At 74.8% G+C, this 26,376-nt stretch carries 22 protein-coding genes and 1 pseudogene; 11 read left to right on the plus strand and 12 right to left on the minus strand.

Annotation, left to right across the window (positions count from 1 at the left end):
- Nucleotides 1–158: 158 nt before the first annotated feature.
- Together BJP40_RS30650 and BJP40_RS30655 are read left to right on the plus strand one after the other, a co-directional pair.
- On the plus strand, nt 159–830 hold the full coding sequence (locus BJP40_RS30650; RefSeq protein WP_071284126.1) for a polysaccharide deacetylase family protein: 672 nt from the start codon (nt 159–161) through the stop codon (nt 828–830).
- A gap of 268 nt (nt 831–1,098) precedes the next feature.
- Nucleotides 1,099–1,692: a hypothetical protein gene (locus BJP40_RS30655; RefSeq protein WP_071284128.1), complete on the plus strand. Its 594-nt coding sequence runs from the start codon at nt 1,099–1,101 to the stop codon at nt 1,690–1,692.
- Between the two features lie 543 nt (nt 1,693–2,235).
- On the opposite strand, the gene BJP40_RS36145 is transcribed toward BJP40_RS30655, so the two are convergent.
- From BJP40_RS36145 to BJP40_RS30670, 3 genes are all read right to left on the minus strand, one after another.
- Nucleotides 2,236–5,172, minus strand: a complete 2,937-nt coding sequence (locus BJP40_RS36145) for a hypothetical protein (protein WP_071284130.1) — start codon at nt 5,170–5,172, stop codon at nt 2,236–2,238.
- Entirely contained in the window at nt 5,169–7,019 is a 1,851-nt protein-coding gene (locus BJP40_RS30665) for an HSP90 family protein (protein ID WP_071284133.1), read from the minus strand. The genes BJP40_RS36145 and BJP40_RS30665 overlap by 4 nt, the downstream gene beginning before the upstream one ends.
- A gap of 642 nt (nt 7,020–7,661) precedes the next feature.
- Nucleotides 7,662–8,657, minus strand: a complete 996-nt coding sequence (locus BJP40_RS30670; RefSeq protein ID WP_071284190.1) for a GerMN domain-containing protein — start codon at nt 8,655–8,657, stop codon at nt 7,662–7,664.
- Nucleotides 8,658–9,139: 482 nt separating this feature from the next.
- On the opposite strand from BJP40_RS30670, the gene BJP40_RS30675 reads away from it, so the two are divergent.
- From BJP40_RS30675 to BJP40_RS30685, 3 genes are all read left to right on the plus strand, one after another.
- Nucleotides 9,140–11,035, plus strand: a complete 1,896-nt coding sequence (locus BJP40_RS30675; protein ID WP_079171593.1) for an FHA domain-containing protein — start codon at nt 9,140–9,142, stop codon at nt 11,033–11,035.
- Between the two features lie 91 nt (nt 11,036–11,126).
- Entirely contained in the window at nt 11,127–11,675 is a 549-nt protein-coding gene (locus tag BJP40_RS30680) for an NADPH-dependent FMN reductase (RefSeq protein WP_071273677.1), read from the plus strand.
- Between the two features lie 337 nt (nt 11,676–12,012).
- On the plus strand, nt 12,013–12,231 hold the full coding sequence (locus BJP40_RS30685) for a hypothetical protein (RefSeq protein WP_071284135.1): 219 nt from the start codon (nt 12,013–12,015) through the stop codon (nt 12,229–12,231).
- Between the two features lie 261 nt (nt 12,232–12,492).
- On the opposite strand, the pseudogene BJP40_RS33445 reads toward BJP40_RS30685, so the two are convergent.
- A pseudogene (locus tag BJP40_RS33445) lies at nt 12,493–12,666 on the minus strand (LLM class F420-dependent oxidoreductase); the annotation flags it as partial.
- Between the two features lie 283 nt (nt 12,667–12,949).
- On the opposite strand from BJP40_RS33445, the gene BJP40_RS30690 reads away from it, so the two are divergent.
- Nucleotides 12,950–13,882, plus strand: a complete 933-nt coding sequence (locus BJP40_RS30690) for a nucleoside hydrolase (RefSeq protein WP_071284138.1) — start codon at nt 12,950–12,952, stop codon at nt 13,880–13,882.
- 109 nt (nt 13,883–13,991) lie between these two features.
- Here the strand turns inward: BJP40_RS30690 and BJP40_RS30695 are convergent, their stop codons facing one another.
- Both BJP40_RS30695 and BJP40_RS30700 read right to left on the minus strand, forming a co-directional pair.
- A complete protein-coding gene (locus tag BJP40_RS30695) occupies nt 13,992–14,201 on the minus strand; it encodes a hypothetical protein (protein WP_071273669.1) in 210 nt (69 codons plus the stop codon).
- A 567-nt stretch (nt 14,202–14,768) separates the two neighbouring features.
- Nucleotides 14,769–15,071, minus strand: a complete 303-nt coding sequence (locus BJP40_RS30700; protein ID WP_071284141.1) for a hypothetical protein — start codon at nt 15,069–15,071, stop codon at nt 14,769–14,771.
- Nucleotides 15,072–15,489: 418 nt separating this feature from the next.
- Here BJP40_RS30700 and BJP40_RS30705 point away from each other — a divergent pair, with 418 nt between their 5' ends.
- A complete protein-coding gene (locus BJP40_RS30705; RefSeq protein WP_071284143.1) occupies nt 15,490–16,323 on the plus strand; it encodes a hypothetical protein in 834 nt (277 codons plus the stop codon).
- 86 nt (nt 16,324–16,409) lie between these two features.
- The gene (locus tag BJP40_RS30710; RefSeq protein WP_071284146.1) at nt 16,410–16,907 is read left to right on the plus strand and encodes a hypothetical protein; all 498 of its coding nucleotides are present in this window, start codon (nt 16,410–16,412) and stop codon (nt 16,905–16,907) included.
- Nucleotides 16,908–17,105: 198 nt separating this feature from the next.
- Here the strand turns inward: BJP40_RS30710 and mmuM are convergent, their stop codons facing one another.
- From mmuM to BJP40_RS30725, 3 genes are all read right to left on the minus strand, one after another.
- On the minus strand, nt 17,106–18,047 hold the full coding sequence (mmuM, locus tag BJP40_RS30715; protein ID WP_071284149.1) for a homocysteine S-methyltransferase: 942 nt from the start codon (nt 18,045–18,047) through the stop codon (nt 17,106–17,108).
- A 143-nt stretch (nt 18,048–18,190) separates the two neighbouring features.
- A complete protein-coding gene (locus BJP40_RS30720; protein ID WP_071284152.1) occupies nt 18,191–18,613 on the minus strand; it encodes a hypothetical protein in 423 nt (140 codons plus the stop codon).
- A 10-nt stretch (nt 18,614–18,623) separates the two neighbouring features.
- Nucleotides 18,624–19,121 (minus strand): anti-sigma regulatory factor, encoded by a 498-nt coding sequence (locus BJP40_RS30725; protein ID WP_079171594.1) that lies wholly within the window; start codon nt 19,119–19,121, stop codon nt 18,624–18,626.
- 223 nt (nt 19,122–19,344) lie between these two features.
- On the opposite strand from BJP40_RS30725, the gene BJP40_RS30730 reads away from it, so the two are divergent.
- The 3 genes from BJP40_RS30730 to BJP40_RS30740 all read left to right on the plus strand — a co-directional run bounded on the left by BJP40_RS30730 (nt 19,345) and on the right by BJP40_RS30740 (nt 21,368).
- Nucleotides 19,345–20,211 carry a helix-turn-helix transcriptional regulator gene (locus BJP40_RS30730; RefSeq protein ID WP_071284155.1) on the plus strand — a complete coding sequence of 289 codons (867 nt, stop codon included), beginning with the start codon at nt 19,345–19,347 and terminating at the stop codon, nt 20,209–20,211.
- Complete coding sequence (locus BJP40_RS30735; protein WP_071284158.1) at nt 20,212–20,457, plus strand: DUF397 domain-containing protein; 246 nt, start codon at nt 20,212–20,214, stop codon at nt 20,455–20,457. It begins immediately after the preceding gene.
- A gap of 98 nt (nt 20,458–20,555) precedes the next feature.
- The gene (locus BJP40_RS30740; protein WP_071284161.1) at nt 20,556–21,368 is read left to right on the plus strand and encodes an SAM-dependent methyltransferase; all 813 of its coding nucleotides are present in this window, start codon (nt 20,556–20,558) and stop codon (nt 21,366–21,368) included.
- Nucleotides 21,369–21,375: 7 nt separating this feature from the next.
- On the opposite strand, the gene BJP40_RS30745 is transcribed toward BJP40_RS30740, so the two are convergent.
- From BJP40_RS30745 to BJP40_RS30755, 3 genes are all read right to left on the minus strand, one after another.
- Nucleotides 21,376–23,289, minus strand: coding sequence for a M64 family metallopeptidase (locus tag BJP40_RS30745; RefSeq protein WP_079171595.1), 1,914 nt, complete (start codon nt 23,287–23,289; stop codon nt 21,376–21,378).
- 88 nt (nt 23,290–23,377) lie between these two features.
- Entirely contained in the window at nt 23,378–24,730 is a 1,353-nt protein-coding gene (locus BJP40_RS30750) for a 6-phospho-beta-glucosidase (RefSeq protein ID WP_071284164.1), read from the minus strand.
- 27 nt (nt 24,731–24,757) lie between these two features.
- Nucleotides 24,758–26,376, minus strand: a 1,619-nt coding sequence (locus tag BJP40_RS30755) for an FAD-dependent oxidoreductase (RefSeq protein ID WP_256220842.1), incomplete at its 5' end; no start/stop codon positions are given.

The following is a 26,376-nucleotide window of genomic DNA, read 5'->3' on the forward strand; positions in this document are numbered from 1 at the left end:
CTCGGGAAGCCGCTCTGCGGTCTGCTCCGAAAGGGAGCCCGTGCGGGGTCTGGCTGGCCGGTGGGGGAGTGGGACGGCTGCCTGCTTTCCGCACGGCCAAGTGGCGTCCGTAGAGGGCCTCTTGACAGGGTGTGTGGTCTAAACCAATGATGCGGCGTATGTCGAGACCCCGCATGCGCGGCACTCTCCGCGCCGTCCTCGCCGTCCTCGTCCCGCTGGTCTTCCTGACCGGCTTCACCCCCTGGCCGCAGCCGGTGCCCGTCGTCTCGCGCATCGACACCGACGAGCCCGTCGTGTTCCTCACCATCGACGACGGCTGGCACCACGACCCGGCGGCGGCGCGACTGCTGCTGGACCGTCGCGTCCCCGCCTCGCTGTTCGTGCTCCCCGGCGCGTACGCCTACGACTCCGCGTACTTCCAGTCCCTCCTCGCACACGGCCCCTCACGCATAGAGAACCACACCGTCAACCATCCCGACCTGACCGCCCTGGACGGCCCGGCCCAGCGCGCGGAGATCTGCGGCGCCCGCGACCGCCACCTGGCGCAGTTCGGCGACGGTCCCCGGTTGTTCCGCCCGCCCTACGGAACCTACGACGAGGAGACCCGCAGCGCCGCACGGGCCTGCGGGGCGAAGGCCCTCGTCACCTGGACCCACGACCTGACGACCTGGGGCGGCGGCACTCCGGCGCCCACGCCCGAGTTGAAGGCCGGCGACATCGTCCTGCTGCACTTCACCGAGAACCTGGCCGCCGACCTAGCACGCGTCCTCGCCGCCGCCGACGCCGCCGGACTCGAACCGGCGCAACTGCGCGACTACGTGACCGAGTAACGGGGCGTCACCCCTGCCGCGCCGATCCGGTCCCGCATCGCGTAGTGGTCCGGGCGGGGCGCACCGAAACCGAACGGCCGCCTCCCGCCCGCCGCCCACCGGGCAGCGGGCGGGGGAGGGGAACGGCGCCCGTGGGGTGGAGCCCTGGCCGGCGATGCGCGCCCCCGCGGGCCGTGACGCCGCCGAGACCGTCCCCACAGGTGCGGGGAGCCCGCCTCCGAGGCGTCCCGCCCGAGGCCCGCCGCAGCTCGAATGGCACACTTCCGCCATGTACTCGACATGGACACGGTCCGCTGCCGAGCACGCCGCCGGCTTCGACTGGGCACCCGTGTGGGCGCTGGGCGGAGTGTTCCTCACCGGGCTCTTCGGGCTCGCCGTCCAGCGGGGCCAGCGGAAGGCCGCCCAGGAGCAGACCGAGGGCCAGGCGGCCCGTGACCTCAGCAGGTGGCACCGGGAGTTGCGTCGCACCTCCTACGTGGACTGCATCGTCACGTACGAGAAGTTCCGCGACCTCGTGGAGCCCGTGGGGAAGGCCCTCCCCTGGCCCGTCAGCGCGCCCCTGACCGCAGAGAAGGCGGCCGAACTCGACGCCCTCCTCGCCGTGTTGGACGAGCGCTATGCGGACGTGTTCCAGAAGTGCCAGATCGTCCGGCTGGAGGGGCCCGCGGCCCTTGCCCACATTGCGCAGGGGCTCATCCTCTCCGCAGCGGACTTCCGGCACGCCACGAAGGAGAGAGCCGGAGCGGCGCGTGCGGGCACCGGCAACGCCGAGGTGTCCACCTGGACCTCCTCGACCGAGGACATGAGGCGCACCCTGGAGGAGTTCATCGAGAGGGCGCGGGGCGTGGTGGCCGTCGACTGACCCGTCCCCGGCTTCCGAACTGACCGCACCCCGCCCGGAGAAGCCGCCCTGCTGATCGGTGCGCGCGGAGGGGAGCACATGGGGGACGGGACCGCCGTCCCCGATGACCGCGGTCCGCCACGGCGGCGTTGCCGCTTCCCGCCGCGCGCGGTGCTGCGACGATCCGGCCGCGCCCCTCCACGGCGGGGGAGCACCAGCGCCGCAGGTCGGCACGGTCACAGGCGCCGCCGTGCTGTGTGCCGAGCCCGCGGTGCACCGGCGGTGGTACCCCCAGGCGCAGCAGGGAACGGACGGCCCGGCGGCCCCGGGGACCGCGGGTACGCCCGCCGGAGAGGAAGCCCCGCTCACGGGCCCCGCACCCGGCGGAGCAGGAGCAGCCCACCAGCCGGCCCCGCCGCCGGACCCGCCTGTCCTCGACCACGGGAGGTGCGCCTCGCCGCCACGGTCCGTCCGGCAGAAAGGCAGCGGCCGCCCCCGGAGCGGTGCCTCCGGCCTGCGGTGGGAGCGCAGGCCGGAGGCTGGACCGGGGCGGCGGCCGCCGGGTCAGGCCGCCTCGGTCAGCTTCTCCAGCAGGAACTCCAGCCGCTCCACGGCCCGCTCCTCGTCCGGTGTCCCGGCCGGGCCGATCGCGGCGATCACCGACCGCACGCGGGACACCGCCGCCTCGACGCGACCCAGGCGCCGCTCGGTCCAGGCGGCCCGGCCGGTGCACTGGACGCGCTCGTCCAGCCCGGCCGGCCCCAGCGCGGCGAAGGCGGCAACCGCCTGGTCGAGGAGTGCCAGCGACTCCTGACCCGCCGTCGCGAGGCCCCCGCCACCGGACGCGTCCCCGCCCGGCGCGTCCCCGTCCTCCGCCTGCGCGTCGGCCACCTCCATCACCAGCTGCGCCGTCTGCGACCAGGTCCGGGCACGCTCCAGCAGCAGCTGCGGATCCCCGTCCGCGGCGACCGCCGCCAGCGCCCGGTCCATCAGCCGCCGGGCAGCGACGAAGTCCCCCCGGGCCTCCAGCCAGGCCAGCGAGCGCAGCGCCCTGGCCAGCGACACGGGATCGCCGACCGTCTCCCACAGCCCGACCGCCCGCCGGTACACGGCGACCGCGTCGTCATCGAGCCCGCCGTCCGACAGGCACTCCGCGGCGAGCGTCGCCAACTGCGCGTGCGCGCCCTGGTGCTCCCACGCCGCGGTGAGCTCGGCGGCCCGCAGGTACTGCTCCGCCGCCCCTTCCGCGTCGCCCAGGGCGCGCAGGCTCCGGGCCAGCGCGTCCCGTGCCCGGACGACGTGCTCGTCGCCGTGCTCCAGCAGGTCGGGCAGCGCCGACTCCAGCACCTCGGCGGCCTCGGCGTGCCGCCCCACCGCTCCCAGAGCCTGCGCCAGCAGCATCCGGGCGTACGCCCCGGGGCCGGCCGGCTCTCCGGCCGCGTCCCACCAGTGGGCCGCCTCCAGGGCGTACGCGACGGCCTCGGCCTCCTTGCCGTCCTGCCGGTACAGGACCTCCGCCAGGGTGGTCCGCAACGCGGCGGACCCGCCCGCGTCCACCAGTTCCGCGCCGTGCTCCACCGCGGTGCGGGCCGCGTCCTCCGCTTCGTCCACCCGGCCCAGGTCCAGCAGCAGCCGGGCCCGCCGGGCCAGGTGCTCGGCGGCGTCCCAGGGCCGGCCCGCGCCGACGATGCGCCGCACCGCCGACGCCAGCAGGGCGTCCGCCCGTTCCGGGTCGCCCGACCGCCTGGCGTGGTCGGCGCGCAGCTGCTCGGCGTCACCGACGAGGTCGTCGACGCCGTCGCCCTCCGCGTACGTGGCGACGAACTCCGCGAGGGCGGCGTCCGTCCACGCACCGCCGTCGTCCCCCGCCTCCTCCCGCCGCATCGACTCGTACCGGATGCGCAGCAGCTCCACGGCGGCCACGCGCCGCGTCCGCGCCGGCTCCGCCTCGTCCAGCGCCCGCGCCGCGTCCGCGGCCCGCGCCAGCAGGTCCCGTACGGCCTCCGGCTCCGCGCCGCCGCGTATCGCCGCCACCGCCAGCCGCTGCTCGGCCAGCGCGGCCCCGGCCGGGTCACCTGCGGCCCGGTACGCCTCCAGCACATCCTGGAAGAGCGGTCCCGCCGCCTCCTCCGCGGCCTGCGCCGCCGCGAGCGCCCGCCGGTCCAGCAGGTCCGCAGCCAGCAGCGGGTCCGGTGCCCGACCGGCCGCCGAGAGGGCCGCCGCCACCCGGTCCCAGACCTCCGCCGTCCTCGGGTGGCCGAGGGCCCTGAGCCTGCGGGCCTCGGCGACCAGCTCCGGCAGGTCCTCGGCTGTGCCGGTCCGAGGCGCGTCCCCGGCGGTCTCCCGGGGCGCCGGCGCGGCGCCCCGGGGCGCAGAGAGCCGTCCCGTGCGCACCCCCAGGGGCAGGCGCTCCACGAGCGGCTCCTGCGCCAGGCGGTCCCGCAACCGCCCCGAGACGGCGGTGCTGCCGTTGCGGGCGTCGAAGCGTGCCGCGATCGCCGCGGCCTCGGCGTCCAGCAGGCCGTGCAGCTCCGCGACGGTGCGCGGGCTCCCGCCGTAGGCGACGGCCGGCTGGTCCCCGTGGCCGAGCGCCAGCAACCGCAGGAGCAGTACGAGGGTGCCTCCCAGCAGGTCGAGGCGGGCGGCCGGATTGCCGTCCGCGGGGAGGTGCGCGGCGTGCTCGGCGAGCACTTCCAGTCCGCGCGCCTCGTTCCCGGTGAGCGCGCAGAACTCGATGTGCCGGCCGATGGCCGGGAGCAGGCTCTCGTTGCCGCGGGCCAGGCGGTGGCCGCGCAGATGGTGCGCGCGGGCCGCGTCGAGCCGCCCGCTGCGCACCAGCGGCAGCAGCGACTCGGCCAGCACCCGGTGCGGCTCCTCCGCGCACGTCGACCTGCCGTCCAGGACAGGGGCCCACGTGTCCAGCGCCCCGTCGACCCGGCCCTGGTGGAGCCGGTACCTCCCCTGGTCGTTCAGCTCGCAGGCGTGGCAGTCGGCCATGGAGTCCCGGTCGGCGGCGGTCCACGCGGCGAACGCCCGCGCGGCGCGCTCCGCGTCCCCGGTCTCGTGCGCCAGGGTGAACTCCGCCTGCCGCACGGCCCGCTCGCTGTAGCCCGCGGTGCGGTAGCGGCGCTCCATCTCGGAGAGCCACCGCTCGACGGTGGCCAGCGGGATCTCCGGGAGGGTCAGCATCCCGGAGCTGACCCACTTGAACATCCAGTGGAACCGGTGGACGTCGTGCTGGTCGAACGCCGACGGGTCCTTGTCCCACTCCTGCATGAGCCGCGCGAACGGCACCAGCATCCGCCCGCGTTCGGTGCTGAACTCGTACGCCGCGATCAGCTCGAACAGCGCCTTCCTGACCAGGTCGCGGTCACCGGTCGACTCGGCGGCGGCGACGAGCTCCTCGGCGCGGGCGTTACGGAGGGGCCCGTTGGGAGCCGACTGGTTCTCCCGCAGTGCCTGCAGGACGGCCTCGGGGGTGTGGGCGGGTGCGGTGGTCACTTCTGTCCTTCCTCTGCGGTCGTGTGCGTGGCCCACTCCAGGAGCCCGAGGAAGGCCCGGTTGAGCAGTGACGTGTCGGCGGGGCGCAGCGGCCGCTGCGCCATGAGCAGGGCCTGCCCGTACAGCGACTCGACGGCGGTGCCGGCGAGTTCGGGGTCCTCGATGGCCGCGATGCGGCGCACCAGGGCGTTGTCGTGGTTGAGCACGAGGCGGGCGCGCGGGGCGGAGCCGCGCAGCGCGCCGAGGATGTCGCTCCACAGGGTGTCGGCGCCCTCCTCGGCGGCGGCGCGGTCCCGTTCCTGCCGGGCCTCCCGGTCGTCGAGGTAGAGCGCCGGTACGGTGACCGGCTGGAAGGCGCGCAGCGCGACGTCGCAGCCGAGGGAGTCCAGGCGCGTCCGGGCGGTCGCGAGGAACCCGGCCAGGGCCAGCTCGCGGTCCGGGGCCACCGGGTCGAGGTGGGCGGTGACGGCGCCCGCGTCCAGCTCGGCGACGCTGACCCCTGGCAGGACCTGCGGCAGCAGGGCGACGAGGTCGGCGTCGTACGTGTACCCGCCGTTCACGACGCCCAGGCCGTGCGCCGCCGCGATGGGCGCGACCTGCCGGAACTCCTCCACGGTCTGCGTGACGTGCACCTGCTGGTACGTCCTTGCGAACCGGTCCAGCGTCACCCGGCCGTCACTCGTCTCGAACGGCAGCCACGGCAGCATGAGCGCGAACAGCTCGGGGTCGTGCCGCGCCATCGACTTGACGCCCAGGTGGTGCACCGACAGGAAGGCCGCGAGGCGGTCGGGGTCCCCGGCGGCCAGGTCCGCGAGCCACTCGCGGACGCGGGCCCCCAGCGCCTCGCGGACGGCGGCGAGCGTCTCGTCGTCGTACAGGTTCTCCCGCGACGCGGTGGGGCGGAGCGTGTCCGTGTCGAGGACGACCCGGACGAAGAACGCCCAGTCCGGCAGCAGGTTGTCGGCCCGGTCGGTGAGCAGCATTCCCTTCAGGTACACCCGGTGCGGGGCCCGGTGCGCCGGGCTCGTGGCCGAGGGCAGCACGTAGGCCACACCGCGCACGCCCGCGACGGGCAGGTCCAGGTCGATGGAGTCCAGCGGCGTGAAGCCGAAGACCTGGGCGCAGTGGCCGGCGAGCGCCACCCGGCGTGCGGTGGGCGTCGCATGGGGCCGGTCCCACACGGGGGGCCGTTCCGTGAGCTGCCGGTCGGTTCCGTCGGGTCCGGTGAAGGTCACCTCGTACGGCAGCAGTGAGCCGAAGTCCCGGGCGAGTTCGGCGACGCGGGCGGGATCGGTCCATTCCTCGGCGCCCGGCCGCGGCTCCAGCCGCACGGTGGTGCCCGGCTCGGGCCGCGCCTCGTGCGGCAGGGTGCGGACCGTGTACGACCCGTCGTCGTCGGCCAGCCACTCCACGGGCGGTTCGTCGGGCCTGCGGGCCGAGCGGGAGACGACGCGGATCTGCCGGGCCGCGACGAAGCAGGCGAGCAGACCGATGCCGAACTGGCCGAGGAACTCCTGACGCGCCCCGTCGAGCGCGTCCCGCTTGGAGCTTCGGCCGATGGTGGCGAGGAGGGTGTGCACCTCCTCCGCCGTCAGGCCGATGCCGCTGTCCTCCATGACCACCGCGCCGCCGGTGGCGGTGAGCCGGATCCGGGCGGGCGCGGCCGGGTCGGTGGCGCGGCGGGCGGTGACCGCGTCGACCGCGTTCTGCAGCAGCTCACGGACGTAGACGCGGGGGCTGGAGTACAGGTGGTGGGACAGCAGGTCGACCAGGCCCCGCAGGTCCACCTGGAAGGTGCTGACGGACGGTTCGGACGGGACGGGCTCTTCGGACGCGTGCAGGTTCATGGGCACCAAGGAGACACGCCGACGGCCACGACGGCGGCCGCGGGTGCGGGGTCGGGCGATCGCGGGGTCCCCCCCTCACGAATCGCGATCGGATGTGGGGACCATCGTAGAGATCACCTCTGACAACGCCCAGGCGGTTTCCCCGCCGCCGCGCAGCCCGCCCACCGCGGGGCCGGGGACGGGCCGTCCCCGCCCGGCCGCTCTCCGGGCCGGGCGGGGGCCATCGGCCCCCGCCGCCTGCCGCCCCTGTCCGTCGGCCGCGCCCCGACCCGGCTCGCCCCCACGTCCCGGCGCCTCCCCGGGCCTTCCGGGGGGCCGCGCCCGCCGGGACACCCGGCGCCCCGCCGCGCCGCGGCCCGCACCCCGGCGAGCGGGGCGCCCCGGTCCCCGCCCGGCTCCCGCAGTCCCCGCCGTGCCTGCGCCCCTCCACGGTGACCGTGCACCGCGGAGCTCCCGGCGGGTGCGCCCCGCACTCAGGAGGTCCCCCGGATCGGCCCGCTGCCCTCCGGGCACGGCCTGCTGCCCCGCGTGGAACCGGCACCTGCCCGTCCCCCGACGGGGCGTCCCGCTGCCTTCCCCCGCGTCCCCTGCCGTCCGCTGCGCTCCCGCGGCTGCGGGCGTGCCGGAAGGGCGTGCCGCGGGTCAGCCGGCCAGGCGCACGGGGACCCTGTCCGACACCATCTCCCGCCCGTCCTCGGGCGAGTCCCAGAACGCGGTCAGCACCCCGGCGCCCGCCGTCGCGGACCGGTACGGGACCGTCAGGTCGTAGGTACCGCGCGTGCCGCTGCCCGAGGAGGCAGTGCCGAACAGGTCCGCCACCACTGCACCGGACGCGTCCGTGATCTTGAACCGGATCGTGGCCTCGAAGGTGTTGGCGCTGCCCCACACACGGACCGGTGACCGCACGGTCTCCCCGATCATCGGGGACTCGACCAGGATGTCCGGCGTCAGGTCCTCGAAGTCCGCGCGCCCCACCGGCCGGTCGAGCAGCACGCCCTCGCCGCCGAACGCCTTCACCGGCTTCCCGTCGAGGGCGAAGCGCACCGAGTCGACCGACGGGAACCGGGTCACCGTGAAGACGACCTGGGCGAGCCGTGACCGCGTCGAGAGGGAGCCGCCGCCGTCGTCGTAGCGGCCGGACAGGTCCACGGTGGCGACCCGGTCGCGCACCACCACCGAGTTGAGCGTGGTGCCGGACGGGATGGCGGTCGAGCGGTCGTGCCCGCGCTCGAAGCCGTTGGGACCGGACAGGAGGGCGCGCAGCGCCCCGGCGGCCGTGTCCGGGCCGCGCACCGAGCGCGGAGCGGGGGAGACCTGCTCCCCGTGGAGGAAGTAGACGGCGACGCCCACCTTCTCCGCTCCGCCACCCGGGTGCTTGCGCGGCCCGGTGGAGTGGCTCGTGGCCGGTGTGCCGGCCGTGGGCGGTTCGGCGGACGGCGTCCCGGCCGGGTCGGCGGTGCCGGACGCGGAAGGGGAGGCCGGCGCCGCGGTGGAGGCCGGCGCGGCGGGTGACGGGCCGCCGGCGGCCCTGCCGTCGCCGCCGCTCCCGCAGGCGGTCAGGGCGAGGGGCACGACCAGCGCGGCGGCGAGCGCCGTCGGCCGGAGGCGCCGGAAGCGGCGCAGTGGTGCGTGTGTCATCTGGGTCTCCGAGCCGTGGGCGTGCTCCTGACTGTTCTCCAGCAAACACCCTGACGGGCGGGTGGGAAAAGACCGGGTCCGGTAACGGCCCCGCCGGTCACCGCTCCGGTGCCCGTGCCGCACGCCCGACCGATTACGGTTCGGCTGCGACGCCACGGGAGGGTGAGAGCAGTACCGGACGTGATCGTGGAGAATGACGGCTGCGTTGTTCTCCACCGTCGCATTGTGTGCCCCACAGGAATTCCCTGCCCCGGTCGTCACGTCCACCCCGAGAGCCCCCGCACGGCCTTGCAATTCCACCCGTTCACAGAACGGGCACAGGACGGTCATCGGACCGGCTTACCGCCTTCTCACCGGACCCGTGGCCGGATTATGCTGGCTGCGCGTTCCGGTCTGCCCGCGGGGGGTGTTGCGGGTGGCCGTTTCCCATGCCCGGTCCTGCAAGTCGTCATCGTCGTGTTCTCAGCGGAAACGGGTGACTCATGCCTCCTCGGCTCGTCGGCCACCAGGGCTCCTTGGCAGGAAAGCAGTTCCCCGTCGGTGCCGGGCCCGTGACCCTGGGGCGCCACAGCGGCAACAGCGTGGTCGTACCGGGAGCGAACGTCTCCCGCTTCCACGCCGAAGTGCGCCGGGAGGGCCACGGCTTCGTCCTGTACGACCGGGGCAGCAGCAACGGCACCCGGGTCAACGGCGAGCGGGTCACCTCCCGCGAACTGGAGCCCGGAGACCTCGTCGCGATCGGAGGCGAGACCTTCCGCTTCGAGGCCGCCGACCCGCTGGAGACCATCCTGGACTTCTCCGTCCTCCAGCCCGTCACCCCTTCCCGGGCGGCCGTGGCCGCGGGGGACGTCCTCAAGGTCACCGTGTCCGGCGGCGGGCCCGTCGGACTGAGCTTCGCGCTGCTGCTGGAGCACCTCATGGGCCACCGCGTGGACATCACCGTGTACGACGGCCGGTGGATGCAGGACGGGGCGGAGGTCGTCTGGAAGAGCGAGGCGCAAGGAAACGTCCGGCGCCGGCAGGTCGTCACCGTCCAGAGCCGCCAGTACCTCAATCTTCCCCAGCAGGTGCAGGAAAGGCTTTTCCGCGGCGACGCCTACTCCGAAATGTGGCCGGTCGGCCCTGACTCCCTCCGTGGATACCAGCCGCGAAACCTGCGCATCGCGTATATCGAGGACCAGCTCCTCGCACTGGCGAACGAGATGGGCCACATTCGCTTGGTTCCCGAGACGTTCGACCCCGCTGACTACGGGCCGGAGAACAGGGGGCACGTCCTCGCCATCTGTGAAGGCGGGCGCTCTCGGACGCGTGAGCACTTCGCCGACCGGTTCGGAAACGCCGACACGTCCATATACTCCCTGCACGGCCGTCACATCCAGGACGTCGTCCTCGGGCTGCGCGTGAAGTCGTCGCTCAGCGACCCCATGACGGTCCTGCTGACCGTGGCACAGAACCGGTTCCTCCTCAACGCCCTGCGCGGTGAGGGATTCCTGAACATGCGCCTCACCGACGAGGAGGCCGCCGAGGTGATCGGCATCGACCCGGTGCGGCACGTCTTCGAGGACTGCATCGCGTCACGTCCGTGCGTCATGGGCCGCGACGATCACGGCGACTTCCAGTGCGCGACGCACAGCACGCTGTTCCTGCCCGCCATGGTCCGAGGCTCCGCACTGTGGAAGCGCGTACGGGAAGGACTGTCGCTGTTCGGCGTCGCCGAGCAGGATCTGAGCGCCGTCACCGCGTTCCGGCTCGACATGGTGCAGCGGCCCCGTTTCACCACCCGGTTGCACCCCGCCACGTCGACCGGCCCGGCCACCTACGGGTTCCTCCTCGGTGACGCCGCCAACGCCATCCACTTCTGGCCGGGCCGCGGGCTCAACAGCGGGCTCGGCTCCGCCATCTCCCTGGCCCGGTCCCTCAACGGAGCCTGGTCCGGACGCCCCTTCCGGGACGCGGACTTCACCCGCCACGAGGCGGCCATGTCGATGCTCCAGTACCGGCACAAGAGCCGCGCGTGGAACGCGATGATCACCACGGACGAGGACGGGGTGAGCTGCGCGATCAAGGACAAGATCGCGCAGAGCATCGAAGCGGGCGCCGAACGGGGCGACCAGGACAGGAGCTCCGACCTCGACGCCTTCGTCGAGCGGCTGCGCGGCATCCGCGACCGGCTGGCGGCCCGCGTCCCGGGCATGCCCGACGACGCCGCCCTCCGGGCCCACCTGGAGACGCTCCGCTCCGACACCCTGCGCACCCTGCTGGACAGCGGAGCGTGGGACACCCTGATCGTCGGCGGTGAGGAGGTGGACATCGACATCTTCTACCGGGAGGCCCCGTCGGTGGCCGCCGACGCGACCCGGACCGCCGCCGCCTCCTGACGCCACCCGTCCCGGCCAGGCGAGTGCTCCCGCATCCCGCAGGCCGGGGGGCTTCTGCGGGCCGCGCACCACCGCGTGAGAGGGTGGCCGGATGAAGTTCGTCGGGATCTCCGGAAGCCTGCGGGACGGATCGCTGAACACGGCGGTGGTGCGCACCGCCGCCGCACTGTGCCCGCCCGGTGCCGCGCTGACGGTCTATCAGGGTCTGCGGGACCTGCCGTACTTCGACCAGGACCAGGAGAGCGCGGGTCCGCCGCCGGTGGTTCGCGCGTTCCGGGCCCTGCTGGAGTCGGCCGACGCGGTGCTGATCTCCAGCCCCGAGTACGCCCACGGGACCTCCGGCGTACTGAAGAACGGCCTCGAATGGGTCGTCGGGGGCGGGGAACTGGTGGACAAGCCGGTCGCCGTGGTCACCGCCTCGCCGTCGAGGACCGGCGGGGACCGGGCCCAGGCGTGGTTGGAGGAAACCCTGCTGGTCATGGGGGCCAGGGTCCTGCCCGAGTCCCTCCGCATCCCGCTGGCCAGCGCGAAGATCGCGGACGGCCGTGTGGTGGACGTGGACACGTTGGCGCAGCTGCGGCAGGTGCTGGACGCGCTGGAGCGCGCGGCGGAGGAGAACCGGGCGCACTCTCCGCACTGACCGGCGCCCGGGAGCGGCACCGCTGCCCGGGCCGGCCCTCCCGCCGCCGCACCGGTCCCTGCTCCCGCACCCTGCCGGTGCCGAGCGCCGCGAACCCCTCGGCACCCCTCCGCGCCCCTCCGCGCCCCTCCGCGCCCACGGGGCGGGGTGTACCGCCCGTGGGCGGTGGCGGCGGGTGTTCTCGTGCCCGTCGGGGGTATTCGTACGGCGCTGAAGCACCATCCACCGGCCGGGCGGGGCGCACGCCCAGCGGCCGGCCACCGGGACCCGCTCCGCAGCCGTGAGCGTTTCGCCGGATGCGGCGCGGGCGACCCGGTCGCCCTGGAGAGGAGCGCCCGTGACCGCTCGCATCGTCGTCCTCCGTGTCGTACCCGCAGACCCGCCCTTCCGCGTCGTGGAGATCGACGGGCAGGTGGCCGGCACCGCCCGCGACCTCACGGACGTGGTCCGGATCGCCTACCAGGCCGGGCTCACCCACGTCGACCTCGACGACCCCACGGTCGTGCGGTGGGTCGGCGGCGGCAAGTACACCTGGAGCAGAGGGCACGCCTGGTGACGAGGAGCACGCATGGTGACCCGGCCGGGGCGCCCGCCTCCGGCAGGAGGCAGACGGCTGCCCGGCCCGGCGCCGGGCGCTCCGACCCGCTGGGGCGTGCCGCCCCCGGGCCCCAGGGCGGCTCTCGCCCGCCGTCCCCGGCCCGGCGACACGTGACCGGGGCTTCGTGGCGGACGGCTCCGCAGCTGTGGGACAGGAGGGCCGGCCGATCGGCGGAACGAGGCCCGGCGCCACAGGAGTGGCCCCGTCCGGGACCGCCGCTCAGGCCGGCACCCCGTCCGGTTTCAGTGCGCGCAGCCGCGTGTCCAGCTCCCTCCGGTAGAAGTCGAGGAAGCCGTCCGGATCGGGCGCCGCGTTCTGGGTGACCAGCCGGTCGAAGCCCGCGTCGACGTACTGCTGCGCCATCCGGGTGTACCGCTCGGGGGTTGTGGCGCACTCCGGGTGCGGCCCTCCCAGGTACCCCTCCGGCCGCGGCCGTAACGAGTGCCGGCGATCCCGGGGGCGCCCGGGGAGGACCGTGCGTGACGCCCTGTCAGCGGACCGGCCGGCTGTCCTCCCGCGCGTCGCCGGGGACGTTCGTGACAGCCGTACCGCCTCGGGGGAGGCTGGGCCACGGCGCCTTTCGCGGTACGGGCCGCCGGTACCGGCCGGGCAGCCCGCGTGGGCGAAGGACCCCGCCGGGAACGAGGCCCGGTGCGGGCCGGGAGAGGAGACGCAGATGGCCGTTCCCGTGATCCTGGACTGCGACCCGGGCCACGACGACGCGTTCGCCCTCATGCTCGCCGCGGCGCACCCCGCCGTGCGCCTCCTCGGCATCACCACCGTGGCGGGAAACCAGACCGTGGAGAAGACCACCCTCAACGCCCGCCGCATCTGCACCGCCGCCGGCATCCACGGGGTGCCCGTCGCCGCCGGACTTTCCCGCCCCCTGCACGGCGCCGGCATCGTCGCGCCGGACATCCACGGCGAGTCCGGGCTCGACGGCCCCGGCTTCGGCGAGCCGACCGTGCCCGTCGACGAGCGCGACGCCGTCACGTTCCTCCGCGACACCCTGCTCGCCCACCCCGAACCCGTGACGCTCGTGCCGACCGGGCCGCTCAGCAACATCGCGACGCTGCTCCTCGCCCACCCGGAGCTGTACGGCCGGATCGAGCGGATCGTGCTCATGGGCGGCTCCACGGGCCGGGGGAACCGTACGCCTGCCGCCGAGTTCAACATCCTCGCGGACCCGGAGGCCGCCGACATCGTCTTCAGCAGCGGCCTGCCCGTCACGATGATCGGGCTGAACGTCAGCCACCGGGCACTGGCCACCCCCGACGTGGTCGCCCGCGTGGCCGCGCTCGGCACGCCGCTGGCCCGGCTGTGCACGGAACTGCTGACCCGCTTCGGAACGGCGTACCGCGAGGTGTTCGGTTTCCCCGCCCCTCCCCTGCACGACCCGCTCACCGTGGCGCACCTCATCGATCCCGCGCTGGTGACCCTCGTGCACGCTCCGGTGGCGGTCGAGCTCACCGGCACCCACACCCGGGGCGCCACCGTAGTGGACCTCGACGGCGTCACGGGCGCCCCGCCCAATGCGCACGTCGGCGTCGACGTGGACGTCCCCGCGTACTGGGACCTCGTCGTCGACGCCGTCCGCACCCTCGGCTGAGGAACTCCGCCGCCGACGGGCCCGGCGGCCCGAGCCCGGGCTTTCGGGCCCGCACGGGCGGTGTCCGCCGGCCAGGCCGACGGACACCGGTGCCTGCTGCCGGGGCCTGTTACCAGTTCGCGCCCATGTAGGAGCCCTCGTGGGTGTCGGCACCGAAGATGACGGCGCCGCCCGCGGACTCCAGGTAGTGCAGGTGCGTGGCGCTGTACTCGCCCGCGTGGAAGCTGCCGCCGTCTTCGTCGGTGGCGGCGGCGGGGGCGGTTCCGAGTGCCATGGCGGCCGCGACGAGCGCCGTGCAGGCAAGAGCCTTCCTGATCATTCTGTTCCTCCGAGTGCGTGAGCACGCCCCGCCCGGTCGGTCCGGACGGTTCCGGAGTGAGGGGTTCCCCGCAGGTGGGGCCTGCCACGGCGGTAGCGTCCGAACCCCACTCTTTCGAGCGGCGCCCGCCCGTGTCGCCGCTGCCCCCGCCGCGGCGCCGTCCACGGGCGGTGCACGCCATCTGGCGGCGTACCGGCGAGTACGGCCGCCTGTCCGGCTGCGCCGCGCCCGGGCCCGCCGGGCGGCCGGTGCCGGTCCGGCTGCCCGTGTGGGGCGCCGGGTGGGGTACGCGGTGGCTCGTCGTGCGGCACGGCCGGTGCCGGCTGCCGTCCACGGCGTCCCCCGCGTCCTCCGCGGTCCGCAGGGCACCTGGCCGCCGTCGCACCGGAGCGCGCCCCGGCCCGAGGGCCGCCGCGGTCGTGCTCCCAGCGCGGGTCGGGCACGGCGGGGTACGCGGCAGCTGCCGTCGTGCGGCGCAGCAGAAATCCGGCGTGAGCCGGCGGGGCGGTCACGGGAGCCGGTGCGCGCCCCGCCGGCCGGCTCCCGTGACTGCCCCGGGGATCCCCGTCAGCCCCGGTGCGCCCTCGGCGTCCTGCGCTCCGGCATCGGGACGCGTTCGCCCCCGATCTCCACGGTGCACTCCGGGGCGCCCGGGCCGAGTGCGGGCTGCCGGACGCGGACGGTGAAGGGCCGTACGGGGTCCTCCGCCAGCTCGCCGTCGAGCAGAGTGGTGCGGCCGCTTCGTTCCCGTACGTAGCCGATCACCTTGCCGTCGACGAGCAGCTCGGCGGAGCCGCTCCGCCCCGCCCCGAGACTCACAGTGATGGAGTGGCCATCGATGTCGGTGTGAAACTGGCGGCTGCCGTGCATGGCGTCCCTCCGTGCCTGCCCCGGTCCCGGCGCGCCTCCTGCCCGCGGGCCGCCGCGGCCGTGCTCCCAGCGTAGGCCGGGCGCCGCACACCGCACCGGTGCCCGGCGCCGTGAGGGGCGCGGGTGTGTCAAGCTCCGGGCCCCGCGACGTGGGCGTCGGTGTGCCTCGGCGGCGTGCCGCGTCCAGACCCGCCCCGGCGAGCAGCCCCTCGCGGTTCTCGCACGTGTGTGGAGCGACCAGCAGGTGCTCTGGTCGGACGTGGTGTCGCCCCGCCCGCACCGGCGTGTCCCGGGCTCCCGCCCCTTGGGCGGCGGCGGTCTCCCGGCCGCCGGCCGCTCCGGGTGCCCGCGCCCTCGGGATAGGTTGCGGACGGGCCGCCCGGCCCCGGACCCAGCCTCTCCGGAAAGCAGCAGAATCGTGTCTCCGTCCGCCCGCCCCCGCCTTCTGTACGTCACCGACCTCGCCTATCCCGCGCGCGGCCGAAGGTACGGCGACGAGGACATCCACCTGGCCTCGCAGCTCCGCGACTACGCCGACCTCGCCCTGTGCCACCCCCGCGACGCCGCCGCCCTGATAGACGGCTTCGATGCGGTCGTGGTCCGCAACAGTGGCCCCGTCCTGCACTATCAGGCCGCCTACGACGACTTCCGGGCCCGCGCGCTCGCCCGGGGCGTGCGCGTCTACAACGAACTGACGGGCAGCGCGGACATGGCGGGGAAGCAGTACCTCGTCGAGCTGAGCGCCGCGGGATTCCCCGTGATCCCGACCGTCGACCGCCCCGACGACCTCGAACGACTGCCCGCCGCCGGCGCGTACGTCGTGAAGCCGAAGGCGGGCGCCGACTCGATCGGCATGCGGACGGTTCCCCGGGACGCCCTGCCCGGGCTCGCCGCCCCCGACGTCCTGGTGCAGCCGCATGTCGACTTCCGCTACGAGGTGTCCTTCGTCTTCGTCGACCAGGACTTCCAGTACGCCCTGTACGCGCCCGATCCCGAGCGGCGCTGGGTGCTCGAACCGTACGTGCCGACCAGCGGCGACCTGGAGTTCGCGCGGCGGTTCATCGAGTGGAACACGATGCGGCACGGAATCCAGCGGGTGGACGCCTGCCGGACGAAGGACGGAGAGCTGCTCCTCGTCGAACTGGAAGACCTCAACCCGTACTTGTCCCTCGACCGACTGCCGGCGGAGGTCCGCGACCGCTTCACGGCCGCGTTCACGGCGGCGCTGCGCGGGTATCTCGCCACCACCTGACCGCGGCGGACCGCTGTCGGCACCGGACGCTAGAGTGCCCGGGCACGTAAGCCCGTTCGAACGGCGGGTGCGGCGGAGGGGAGATCATGCACACGCAACTGAGAGAGGCAGCAGCCGAGTTGGGCCCGCTGTTGTGGAGGGAGCACACGCTGTACCGCGAACGGGGCGGGGGAGTGGTGATCCGCGGTGAACACGTCGGCCGGTGGATCAGCCTCGCACCCCGCGGCACCCGGGACGACATCCTGGTCCGCGCCGGGCGCATCCTCGACGGCGGGACGACGGCGCCCGCCCGCTCCGAGGCGGTCGTCAGCCTGGCGGTCGGCCGCGACGAACTGGCCGCCCTGTGCCGCCGCCTGCTGGCCGACGCCGCGGACGGGTCCGGGGCGACCGTGTTCGTCCCCGGCCCCCGCACCGCCGCACACCGCGGCCGTACCGGTGGCCGGCCCCGGACCGCGGCGCGCCGGAACCGTGCGGAACGCGCGCGCGGGCGCCGCTCACGCCACACCGGGCTCGCCTCGGGCCTCATCCTGCTGGGCATCCTCGGAGCCGTCGGACTCTACGTGTACCTCGCCGCGGCCGCGTAGGAAGTACCGGGCCGGGCGCGCGGGCTCGCCCCGCCCCGTCTGCACGGTGCGGGCCCGACGGGACCTCCGCCGGTCGGCGCCCCCGCCCGGCGCGGAACGAGGGCTCACTGCCGACACCCGGTCGCGGCCACCCGCGCCACCGCCGACCGCGAGCCGCCGGCGCCCGCACGAGGTGGGCCCGCCGGGAACGGGGTGCCCTCACGACGTGTCCGACCGCAGCCGGGCGGCCACGGTCGCGATGGCTTCCGGGCCCACCCGGCAGCAGCCGCCGACCAGACGCGCCCCCGCCCGACGCCACTCCTGCGCGCGGTCCGCCGTGAAGGCGGTGCGCCCCCGCCAGCCGCGGGTGACCCCGTCCCAGGTCTCGCCGCTGTTCGGGTACACCACGACCGGTTTCCCGGTGACACGGGCGGCCACCTCGACCGCGCGGCGGGCGTCCTCGGGCGCGCAGCAGTTGACGCCCACGGCCACGACCTCGTCCACACCGGCGTCGGCGACCAGCCCGTACGCCTCCTCCAGCGGCTGCCCGGCCCGCGTGCGGTCGCCCTCCACCGTGTACGACAGCCAGGCGGGGACCCCCAGCCCGCGCACCGCGCGCAGCAGTGCCGCGGCCTCGTCCGCATCGGGCACGGTCTCCAGGGCCAGCACGTCGGGCCGGGCCGCGGCCAGCACTTCCAGACGGGGACGGTGGAACGCCTCCAGCGCGGCCACGCCCAGCCCGTAGCGGCCGCGGTACTCGGAGCCGTCGGCCTGCAGGGCGCCGTACGGTCCCACCGACGCGGCCACCCACAGGGGCCGGGCCACCCCGCGGGCACGGGCCCGGCGGGCCGCCTCCCGCCCCAGGCGCACGCTCAGTGCCATCAGCCGGGCGGCGCGCTCCCGGCCGAGGCCGCGGCGGGCGAATCCCTCGAAGGTCGCCTGGTAGCTCGCGGTGGTCGCGACGTCCGCGCCCGCCTCGTAGTACGCGAGGTGGGCTGCGACCAGCGCCTCCGGGTCCTCGGCCAGCAGCCGCGCGGACCACAGCGCGTCGCCCAGGTCGTGACCCGCGGCCTCCAGCTGGTTCGACAGCCCGCCGTCCAGGACGACCACGCGGGACGGGTCGGACAGTACCTCGCGCAGGCTAGGTGTCACGGGCTCCATGCCACCGACGCTAGCGAAAGCAGCCCTCCTCCGCCCCGCCGCCCGCTTCGGTAGTCGTAGTCCTGCGGCGCCGCGGTCGTGCCGCCGCCGTGACCCACTGCTCCCGTGTGCCCCGGCCGTACCGGGCCGGCGGCGGCCGCCGGTCAGTGGCGCGAGCCGACCCCCGGGAGCGTCCAGGAGGGCGCCGTGCCGGTGAGCTGGCACACCATGAGGTAGAGCGGGATGGGCGGGGTGTAGGGCGACGTGCAGCCGGGGCGGTGGATCAGGCGGGGGCGGCGGTCGGGGACGTACGCACCCGGCGCGTAGCAGGCGGGCAGCGGCCAGCGCAGGTCCGCGTCGGAACCGGCGGGAACCAGCCACCACCACCAGTCCGGATCGGCGAACACGCAGCCGTTGCCCGGCAGTCGGCCCAGCAGCCGCGCGCCGTACCGGGACGGCACGCCGACGGCGTCGCAGCCGAGCGCCGCCGTCAGGTGGGGCGGCGGCGACAACTGCACGTCCCGCAGGTGCGGCGGTCCCGGCTGCGTGCCGCGGACGGTCGACAGGCTCACCACGGACCTCAGCACGGCGCGGACCTCAGCACGGTTCCGCCCGGTCGTGCGTCAACTCCGCCCACACGACGCGCCCCGCGCCGTGCCGGGCGCCGTGCGCCCCCCACGCGCTGCACACCGCGTCGACGATCAGCAGTCCGCGGCCGCACTCCTCCGCCTCCGCCGGCCGCGGTGTGCTGACCGGGCGGCCCTCGTCGTGCACGGCGAGCCTCAACCGGTCGCCGCGGTCGCGCACTTCGCACACGACCCGGCTGCTGACCGTGTGCAGGACGGCGTTGGTGAACAGCTCCGACACCACGAGCTCGGCGGCGTCCAGGATGCCCGGGTCGGTGCCCCAGCGGCCGAGCCGGTCCGTGACCAGGCCGCGGGCGCGGGCCACCGACTCGGCGCGGGCGGGCAGCTCGAACGCGAAACGGCGCAGGTCGGCGGCTGTGGGTGGAGGGGCAGTGGTCCGCTGTGGCGGCACCGCGGCATCCGGTCGTGGCGCTGTGAGCCGGGGGGTGAGCGCGTTACCAGGTGCCACGACCGATTCCTCACATGGGGGCGCGGCCCTACGCGCCGCGCCGTCACCGGGGCGCAGCGCGCAGCAGCCGCGTGAACTGGTTCACCAACTGGTTCATCGGAATACTTTCCTCCCGTCGCCAACACTTGGCAAGTGGCACTCTGAAATTTGCAGAGTGCTGTGTCCTCTCTGCTCTTCGCATGGCAGACTCGACGCACACACCGGCACGTGGGGGAGGTCACCAGTGAGCGAGCCGCGGTCAGCCCCCACGGTCGGGCAGGTCGTCCTCGGCAGGCGCCTGCAGGACCTGCGGGAGCGAGCCGGCCTCAAGCGCGAGGAGGCTGCGAAGATCCTGCGCGTGGCCCCGGCCACCATCCGCAGGATGGAGACCGCCGAGGTCGCCCTCAAGATCCCCTACGTGCAGCTGCTCCTCCAGGCGTACGGGGTCGAGGCGGAGGAGGCCGACGGATTCGTCCGCCTCGCCGAGGACGCCAACAAGCCCGGCTGGTGGCAGCGCTTCCACGACGTCCTGCCCGGCTGGTTCAGCATGTACGTCAGCCTGGAGGGCGCCGCGAGCCTCATCCGGGCCTACGAACCGCACTTCGTCCCGGGCCTCCTCCAGACCGAGGACTACGCACGGGCCGTGCTCCGCGCCGGGGCGGTGGGCCCGGTCAAGCACGACGACATCGAACGCCACGTGGCCCTGCGCATGGAGCGGCAGGCGCTGCTGACCCGGCCGGACCCGCCGCGGTTCTGGGTGGTCATGGACGAGACCGTGCTGCGCCGCCGGCCCCCGGGCACCGGACCCGCCGTCATGCGGGCCCAGGCGGACCGGCTCCTCGAAGCCGCCGAGCTGCCCCACGTCACCCTGCAGATCGCGGAGTTCGCCACGGGCCACCACCCCGGCACGTACGGCCCCTTCGTGCTCTTCCGGTTCGCCATGCCGGAGCTTCCGGACATGGTCTACAGCGAGTACCTGACCGGCGCCGTCTATCTGGACGCGCGCCCCGAGGTGGCCTCCCACCTCGAGGTCATGGACCGCATGGCGGCCCAGGCCGCCACAGCACAACGTACGAAGGAGATCCTCCGGGGTTTCCGCAAGGAGCTGTGAATGGATCGCATCTACAACGGCATGCGCGCCGCGGACCTCGGCACCGAGGGCTGGCACAAGCCGTGGAGCGGCGGGAACGGCGGCAACTGCTTCGAGGCCATGAAGCTGGCCGACGGCAGGGTCGCGGTGCGCCAGTCCGCCGACCCCGACGGTCCCGCCCTCATCTACAGCCCCCACGAGATCGCCGCCTTCATCGAGGGAGCCAAGTCCGGGCAGGCCGACTTCCTGCTCACCCCGACCGGCTGAGCCGTCCCGGCACCCTGCATGATGGAGCGTCACCAGCGTTGCCCAGGCGACGTGTCAAGCCCGACCAGGAACCCGACCCCACACCACGGGAGCGTCAGATGACCGACGCCGCACGGCCCGCCGTCCGGATCGACACCAGCAAACCGCACCCCGCGCGGATGTACGACTGGTTCCTCGGCGGCAAGGACAACTACCCGGTCGACGAGGAGATGGCCCGCCAGCTCCTCACCATCGACTCCCGCGGCCGCGACATGGCACGCGTCAACCGGGCGTTCATGCACCGCGCGACCCGCTGGCTCGGCACGGAAGCCGGGATCCGGCAGTACCTGGACATCGGCACCGGCATCCCCACCGAACCCAACCTCCACCAGATCGCCCAGCAGGTCGCCCCGGAAGCACGGATCGTCTACTGCGACAACGACCCGATCGTCCTGGCCCACGCCGAGGCGCTGCTGCGCTCCACCCCGGAGGGCGTCACCTCCTACATCCAGGCCGACGCCCGCGAGCCCGACGCGATCCTCGAACGGGCCGGGGAAGTACTGGACTTCACGCGTCCCGTCGCGCTGTCGCTGCTGGCCCTGCTCCACTTCGTGGACGACGAGGACGGCGCGTACGGCCTGGTGGACCGGCTCGTCGGGACGCTCGCCCCCGGCAGCTACCTGGTCCTGTCCCACGTCACCGGCGACTTCGACCCCGAGGGCGCCGCGAAGGCCCGCGCCGTGTACCAGGGCCGCGGACTGACGCTGCGGCCCCGCAGCCGAGACGAGTTCGCCCGCTTCTTCGACAAGCTGGAACTCGTGGAGCCGGGCGTCTCGCTCACCGCCGAGTGGCACCCCTCGCTGGGCGAGGCCGTCCCCGTCAGCGGGGACGGCCCCATCCCGGGCTACGCCGCCGTGGCCCGCGTCCCCTGACCGGACGTCAGGGCGTGGCCGGGGGCACCAGCGTGACGAGGAACCTTCCCGCCGCACCGGTGTTCCCGGCCGGGTCGATCGTCCGGTACTCCACGGTGTGCGTCCCGTACCGCGGGGTCGCGTCGTCCCACGGCACCGCGCGGGCACTGCCGAGCTTCCCGTACACCAGCCCGTCGATCACCGTGCCCGACGGGGTGAAGAGGAACGGCGCCCCGGCGTCCGTCGGCCAGCCGTAGTACGTGTACCAGCCGTCCCCGTTCACCCGGAACTGGGTGACGACGTGCCCGCCCTGGTCGTCGGCCGCGTCCAGCCGCATCGTGAACGGCCCGTCGTACACGTACTCCACCGGGCGCCCCGGCCCGCGCACCGTCCGCAGCGGCGCGGACAGCTCGTACGACGCCGCGGCCGGCGCCGCGTCGACCGTCCAGCGCAGGACGCGCCCGGTCCCCGCGATCCGCGCCGTGAGCGTGTGGCTGCCGGGCCGGATGCGCAGGGACGACAGGTCCAGGTCCCGGTCGTTGCCCGGGTTCGCCACCGGCCGGCCGTCCAGTGCCCACCGCACGGCCAGGGCCCGGTCGTGCGGGTGAGTCGTGTCCGCGTGCACCACCGACCAGGCACCCACCGGCGCCCCCGTCGGCGTGTGCGCCGTGAACTCCGCCGCCACCCGTCGCGCACGGGTCACCAGCCGGGTGTCCACCGTCCACGCCACCGACCGGGTCAGCGCCGCGGAGCCGCGCACCGCCGGGTCGCGGACGAACGGCGTCGGGTCCGTCACCGTCGCCGTCAGGGCGCGCCGCCCCGGAGCCAGGGACAGCCGCCGCAGGTCGACGGTCCGGGCGCCGTCCACGTCCAGGGGCCGGCCGTCCAGCCGCCACACCACGGCCAGCTCGCCCCCCAGCGGGTGCAGCGTGTCCACCCACACCGTGCGGTCCGCCCCGATCGGCGCCCCGTTCGGGGTGTGCCCCTGCACCAGGTCCACCTTCGACGAGACCGCCTGCACCATCACCTCGCGGCCCACCTCGTCGAAGGGGTACCCCAGCGTCTTCATCAACGAGTGCCGGCTGGGCCGCCACACGCCCGCCGCCGCGTACAGCCCGCCCTCGTACCGCCCGATGACGCCGCCCGCCTCGCTCTCCTCGCCCAGCCACCGCCACCACTTGGCGCGCCGCTCGCGCAGCTGCCGCTCGGTGAGCACGGTGTGGTGCGCCGACGCCGGCTCGCCACCCGCGTACGCCCCGCCGGGGGTGCCCCGCGCGTAGTAGTCGTACTCGTCCTGCAGCCCGCCCAGCGAGTGCCCGATCTCGTGCGGCGTGATCTGCGACGACAGCGCGTTCCCGCCGGACGCCGTCGCGTACCTGCCGCCGGCACCGCCGTACGTGGAGCTGTGGGCGAGGGCCACGATCTGCCGGTTGGCGGGGGACGTCCCCGCCACCAGGTCCGCGTACCGGTCGGCTGCGGCCCCGTCCACGGTGAGCAGCCGCTGCACGCTCCGCGGGTCGCAGCCGCCCCAGAAGCCCATGCCGAGCGGGGTGTCACGGCGCGGCGCGTCCAGCGAGGGGTCGCAGTCCACTCCCGACTCGGGCGACGGCACCTGCACCGCCCACACGTTGACGTAGGAACGGTACGACCGGAACGGCTCGATGCTCCACAGCACCTTGACGTGCCGGTCCACGTCCGCGCGGAACCGCGGCAGCTCCTCGGCGGTGTAGCCGTCGCCGAGGAACACCATGTTGAACCGTTTCGCCGCGGGACCCGTGATCTCCACGGGGACGACGGCCGCGGCGGCGTCGGGGGGCGCCGCGGCGGCCGCGTCGTACCGGCCCGCGGCGGACGCCCCCGCGCCCGGCACCGCGGCCCACAGCAGGCAGGCGGCGGCCGCGAACACGGCGAGTCTGCGCAGTCGTGCGCCTTGAGCAACCATGAAGCCGGAGCGTACGAGCGGCCCAACTGCCCGTAAAGGGGCTGTTATCGGCCGCGCGCGGCTGCGGCAGTCATCCGCGGGCGCCGCCCTACGCCAGGTACGCGAGCCCCGGGTGTTCCCTGCGGTACGCCTCCAGCAGTCGCCGCGCCACCGTCACCGAGTCCACCAGCGGGTGCAGCGCGAACGCCTTCACGGCCGCCTCGCGCGAGCCCGTCGCCGCTGCCTCCAGCACTTCCCGCTCCACTGCCTTGACCGCCGTCACCAGGCCCACCGCGTGGTACGGCAGCGGGTCCACGGCCACCGGACGCGCACCGTTGGCGTCCACCACGCAGGGGACCTCCACCACCGCGTCCGCGTCCAGCCCCGGCAGCGCCGACCCGTTGCGGACGTTCAGGACGAGCGTGGTCCGCTCCCCGCGGGCGACGGCCCGCATCAGCGCGAGCGCGACCCGCTCGTACCCGCCCGGCTCCAGGTCCTCCTCGGCCCGGCCCCCCGTGTCGCCGGACGCCGCCCGGTTGGCCGCCATGTACGTGGCCTCCCGCTCCGCGAGGGTCCGCAGCCACGCGTCGAGGGCTTTCACGCCCGGCCGTGCGGCGTCCTCGTAGAACCCGGCCTGCTGGCGCAGCAGGTACGCCCCCCGCGTCCCGTCCGCGCCCGCGGCCTCCCGGTACGCCTGCACGGTCTCCCGGCCGAAGTAGTAGTAGTGCAGGTACTCGTTGGGCACCGCGCCCAGCGACCGCAGCCAGTCCGCGCCGAACAGCCGGCCCTCCTCGAACGAGCCGAGCAGCTCCGGGTCGGCCAGCAGCCCGGGCAGCACGTCGCGCCCGCCGACCCTCAGCCCCCGCAGCCAGCCGAGGTGGTTGAGCCCCACGTAGTCCGGCCAGGCGTCCGCCGGGTCCACCCCCAGCACGCGGGCCACCCGGCGGGCCAGCCCCACCGGCGAGTCGCAGATCCCGATCACCCGGTCGCCCAGCACCCGGGACATCGCCTCCGTCACCAGGCCCGCGGGGTTCGTGAAGTTGATGACCCAGGCGTCCGGAGCCACGGCCGCCACCCGCCGGGCGACGTGCACCGCCACCGGAACGGTCCGCAGCCCGTACGCGATACCGCCCGCGCCCACCGTCTCCTGGCCCAGGACCCCCTCGGCAAGCGCCACCCGCTCGTCCGCGGCGCGTCCCGCGAGCCCGCCCACGCGGATCGCCGAGAACACGAAGTCCGCCCCCCGCAGCGCCTCGTCGAGGTCCGCCGTCACCGTCACGGCGGGGGCGCCGGGCACCCCGGCGGCCTGCTCGGCCAGCACCCGGCCGATCGCCGCCAGGCGCGCGGCGTCCACGTCGTGCAGCACGACGCGGGTGACCCGGCCCTCGCCGCGGTCCGCCAGGAGCGCCCGGTACACCAGCGGCACACGGAACCCGCCACCGCCCAGAATCGTCAGCTTCATGGGTCCGCACGCTACCGGGCCGGGACGCTATCCGAGATCGAGTGCGTGGGGGAGCCCCATCCGGTAGCGGTACAGGTCGTGCCGCTTCAGGCCCTCCAGCTCGGGCGGCCGCAGCAGCGGGCGGACCGGGCAGCGCGGCGCAGCCGAACCGGCGCGGTCCAGAAGGGCGTTGACGGCCTGCCGGGCCGCCGCGTTGGCGCCCTCCATCGTGGCGAGGTCGATGTCGACGGACACGTAGTCCCCGGCGAGGAACAGGTTGGGCACGCGGGTGGCCGCCTGCGGCCGGTCGTGGAACGTCCCCACCGGGTGGATGAGCAGCTCGTCCTCGTTCGTCGGATGCGGAGTGCCGAGTCCGTCCACCGCCGGGTCCAGGAACCAGCCGTGCAGGGAGCCGTCCTTCAGCGCGGGGTGCCCGGTGTCGTTGAGCGCCGCCTTCAGCTGCGCCCACACCTCCCGTGCGACCTGCTCCCGGGTGCACTCCTTCGCCGTCTTCCCGTACAGGATGCCGGGCTTGTCCCATTCCGAGATGTCCACGGACAGGCAGTCCACGGCCACCCCGTCGCCGTAGTCGGCGGGGAAGTCGCGGTCCCAGTGGTGGGCCTGCGCGATGGCGGTCAGCGACCACGGCGAGTCCACGCAGTTCACATGGCCCCTGACCAGGGGCGGCCGCTCGGTCAGATAGAACTGGATGCCGGTCATCCAGTCCGTGCGGAGCCGGTCGCAGCGCGCCAGCTGCGGATCGGCGGCCCGCAGCGCGGGGCCCCAGGTCCGCCGGGCGTGCTCCACCGGCAGGGCGCAGACGTAGTGGTCCGCGGTCACGTCCCGCCGTGCACCACCGGGGTCCTCCATGCGCGCCGCCCTGATCCTCCCCTCCCCGTACACGAGCTCGCGCAGCGTCCAGCCGACCCGCAGGTCGACGCCGAGGCTCCGCAGGTGCTCGGCCCACGGATCGATCCACGCCTCGTTCGTGGGCGCGTTGAGTATCCGGTCCGGCGGGCCGTCCGCGCCCCGGCCCAGCGCATTGAGGACGAACGCCTCGCCGAGGGTGCCCACCGTCCGGGTGCTGGCCTCCTCCGCCTTCGTGGCGACGATGTTGCGGGTCACACCGATGGCGAGGATCCGCTGGTAGTCCTCGGACATCCGGGCGGCCCGGGTGAACTCCCACCACGGGGTGCGCTCCCACTCGCCGTCGCGCCGCTCCTGGCAACTGGTCAGGAACACCAGGGCCCGGCCCACGAAGTACGCCGTCTCGTGCGCCGGGAGGTGGACGGCGGTCTCGACGAACGCCGTCAGCGCGCGGCGCAGCTCGTCCAGCGTCAGCCGCTCCGGCCGGTGGCCCGGCCAGGGGATCGCGAACCGCAGGTCCTCGCGCCCGCTGCGGGCGAACATCATCTCGCGCGGTGCGACGAGGTTGTCGAAGACGCCGCGCGGGTTCCCCGGGAACGGGATGCGGCGCATCGTGTCCGGCAGGTTGTGGTAGATCCCCGGAATGAACCGGAACCCGTGCTCCGCGGGCAGCGGCCGGCGGCCGCCGCGCGCGCTGCCGGGCACGTCCATGCTGCGGGCCTTGCCGCCGAGGGCGCGGCGCTCGTAGACGGTGACCCGGAAGCCCCGTTCGGCCAGCTCGTGCGCGGCCGTCAGGCCGG

It is taken from the genome of Streptomyces sp. CC53 (assembly GCF_001865245.1).
Taxonomy (GTDB): domain Bacteria; phylum Actinomycetota; class Actinomycetes; order Streptomycetales; family Streptomycetaceae; genus Streptomyces.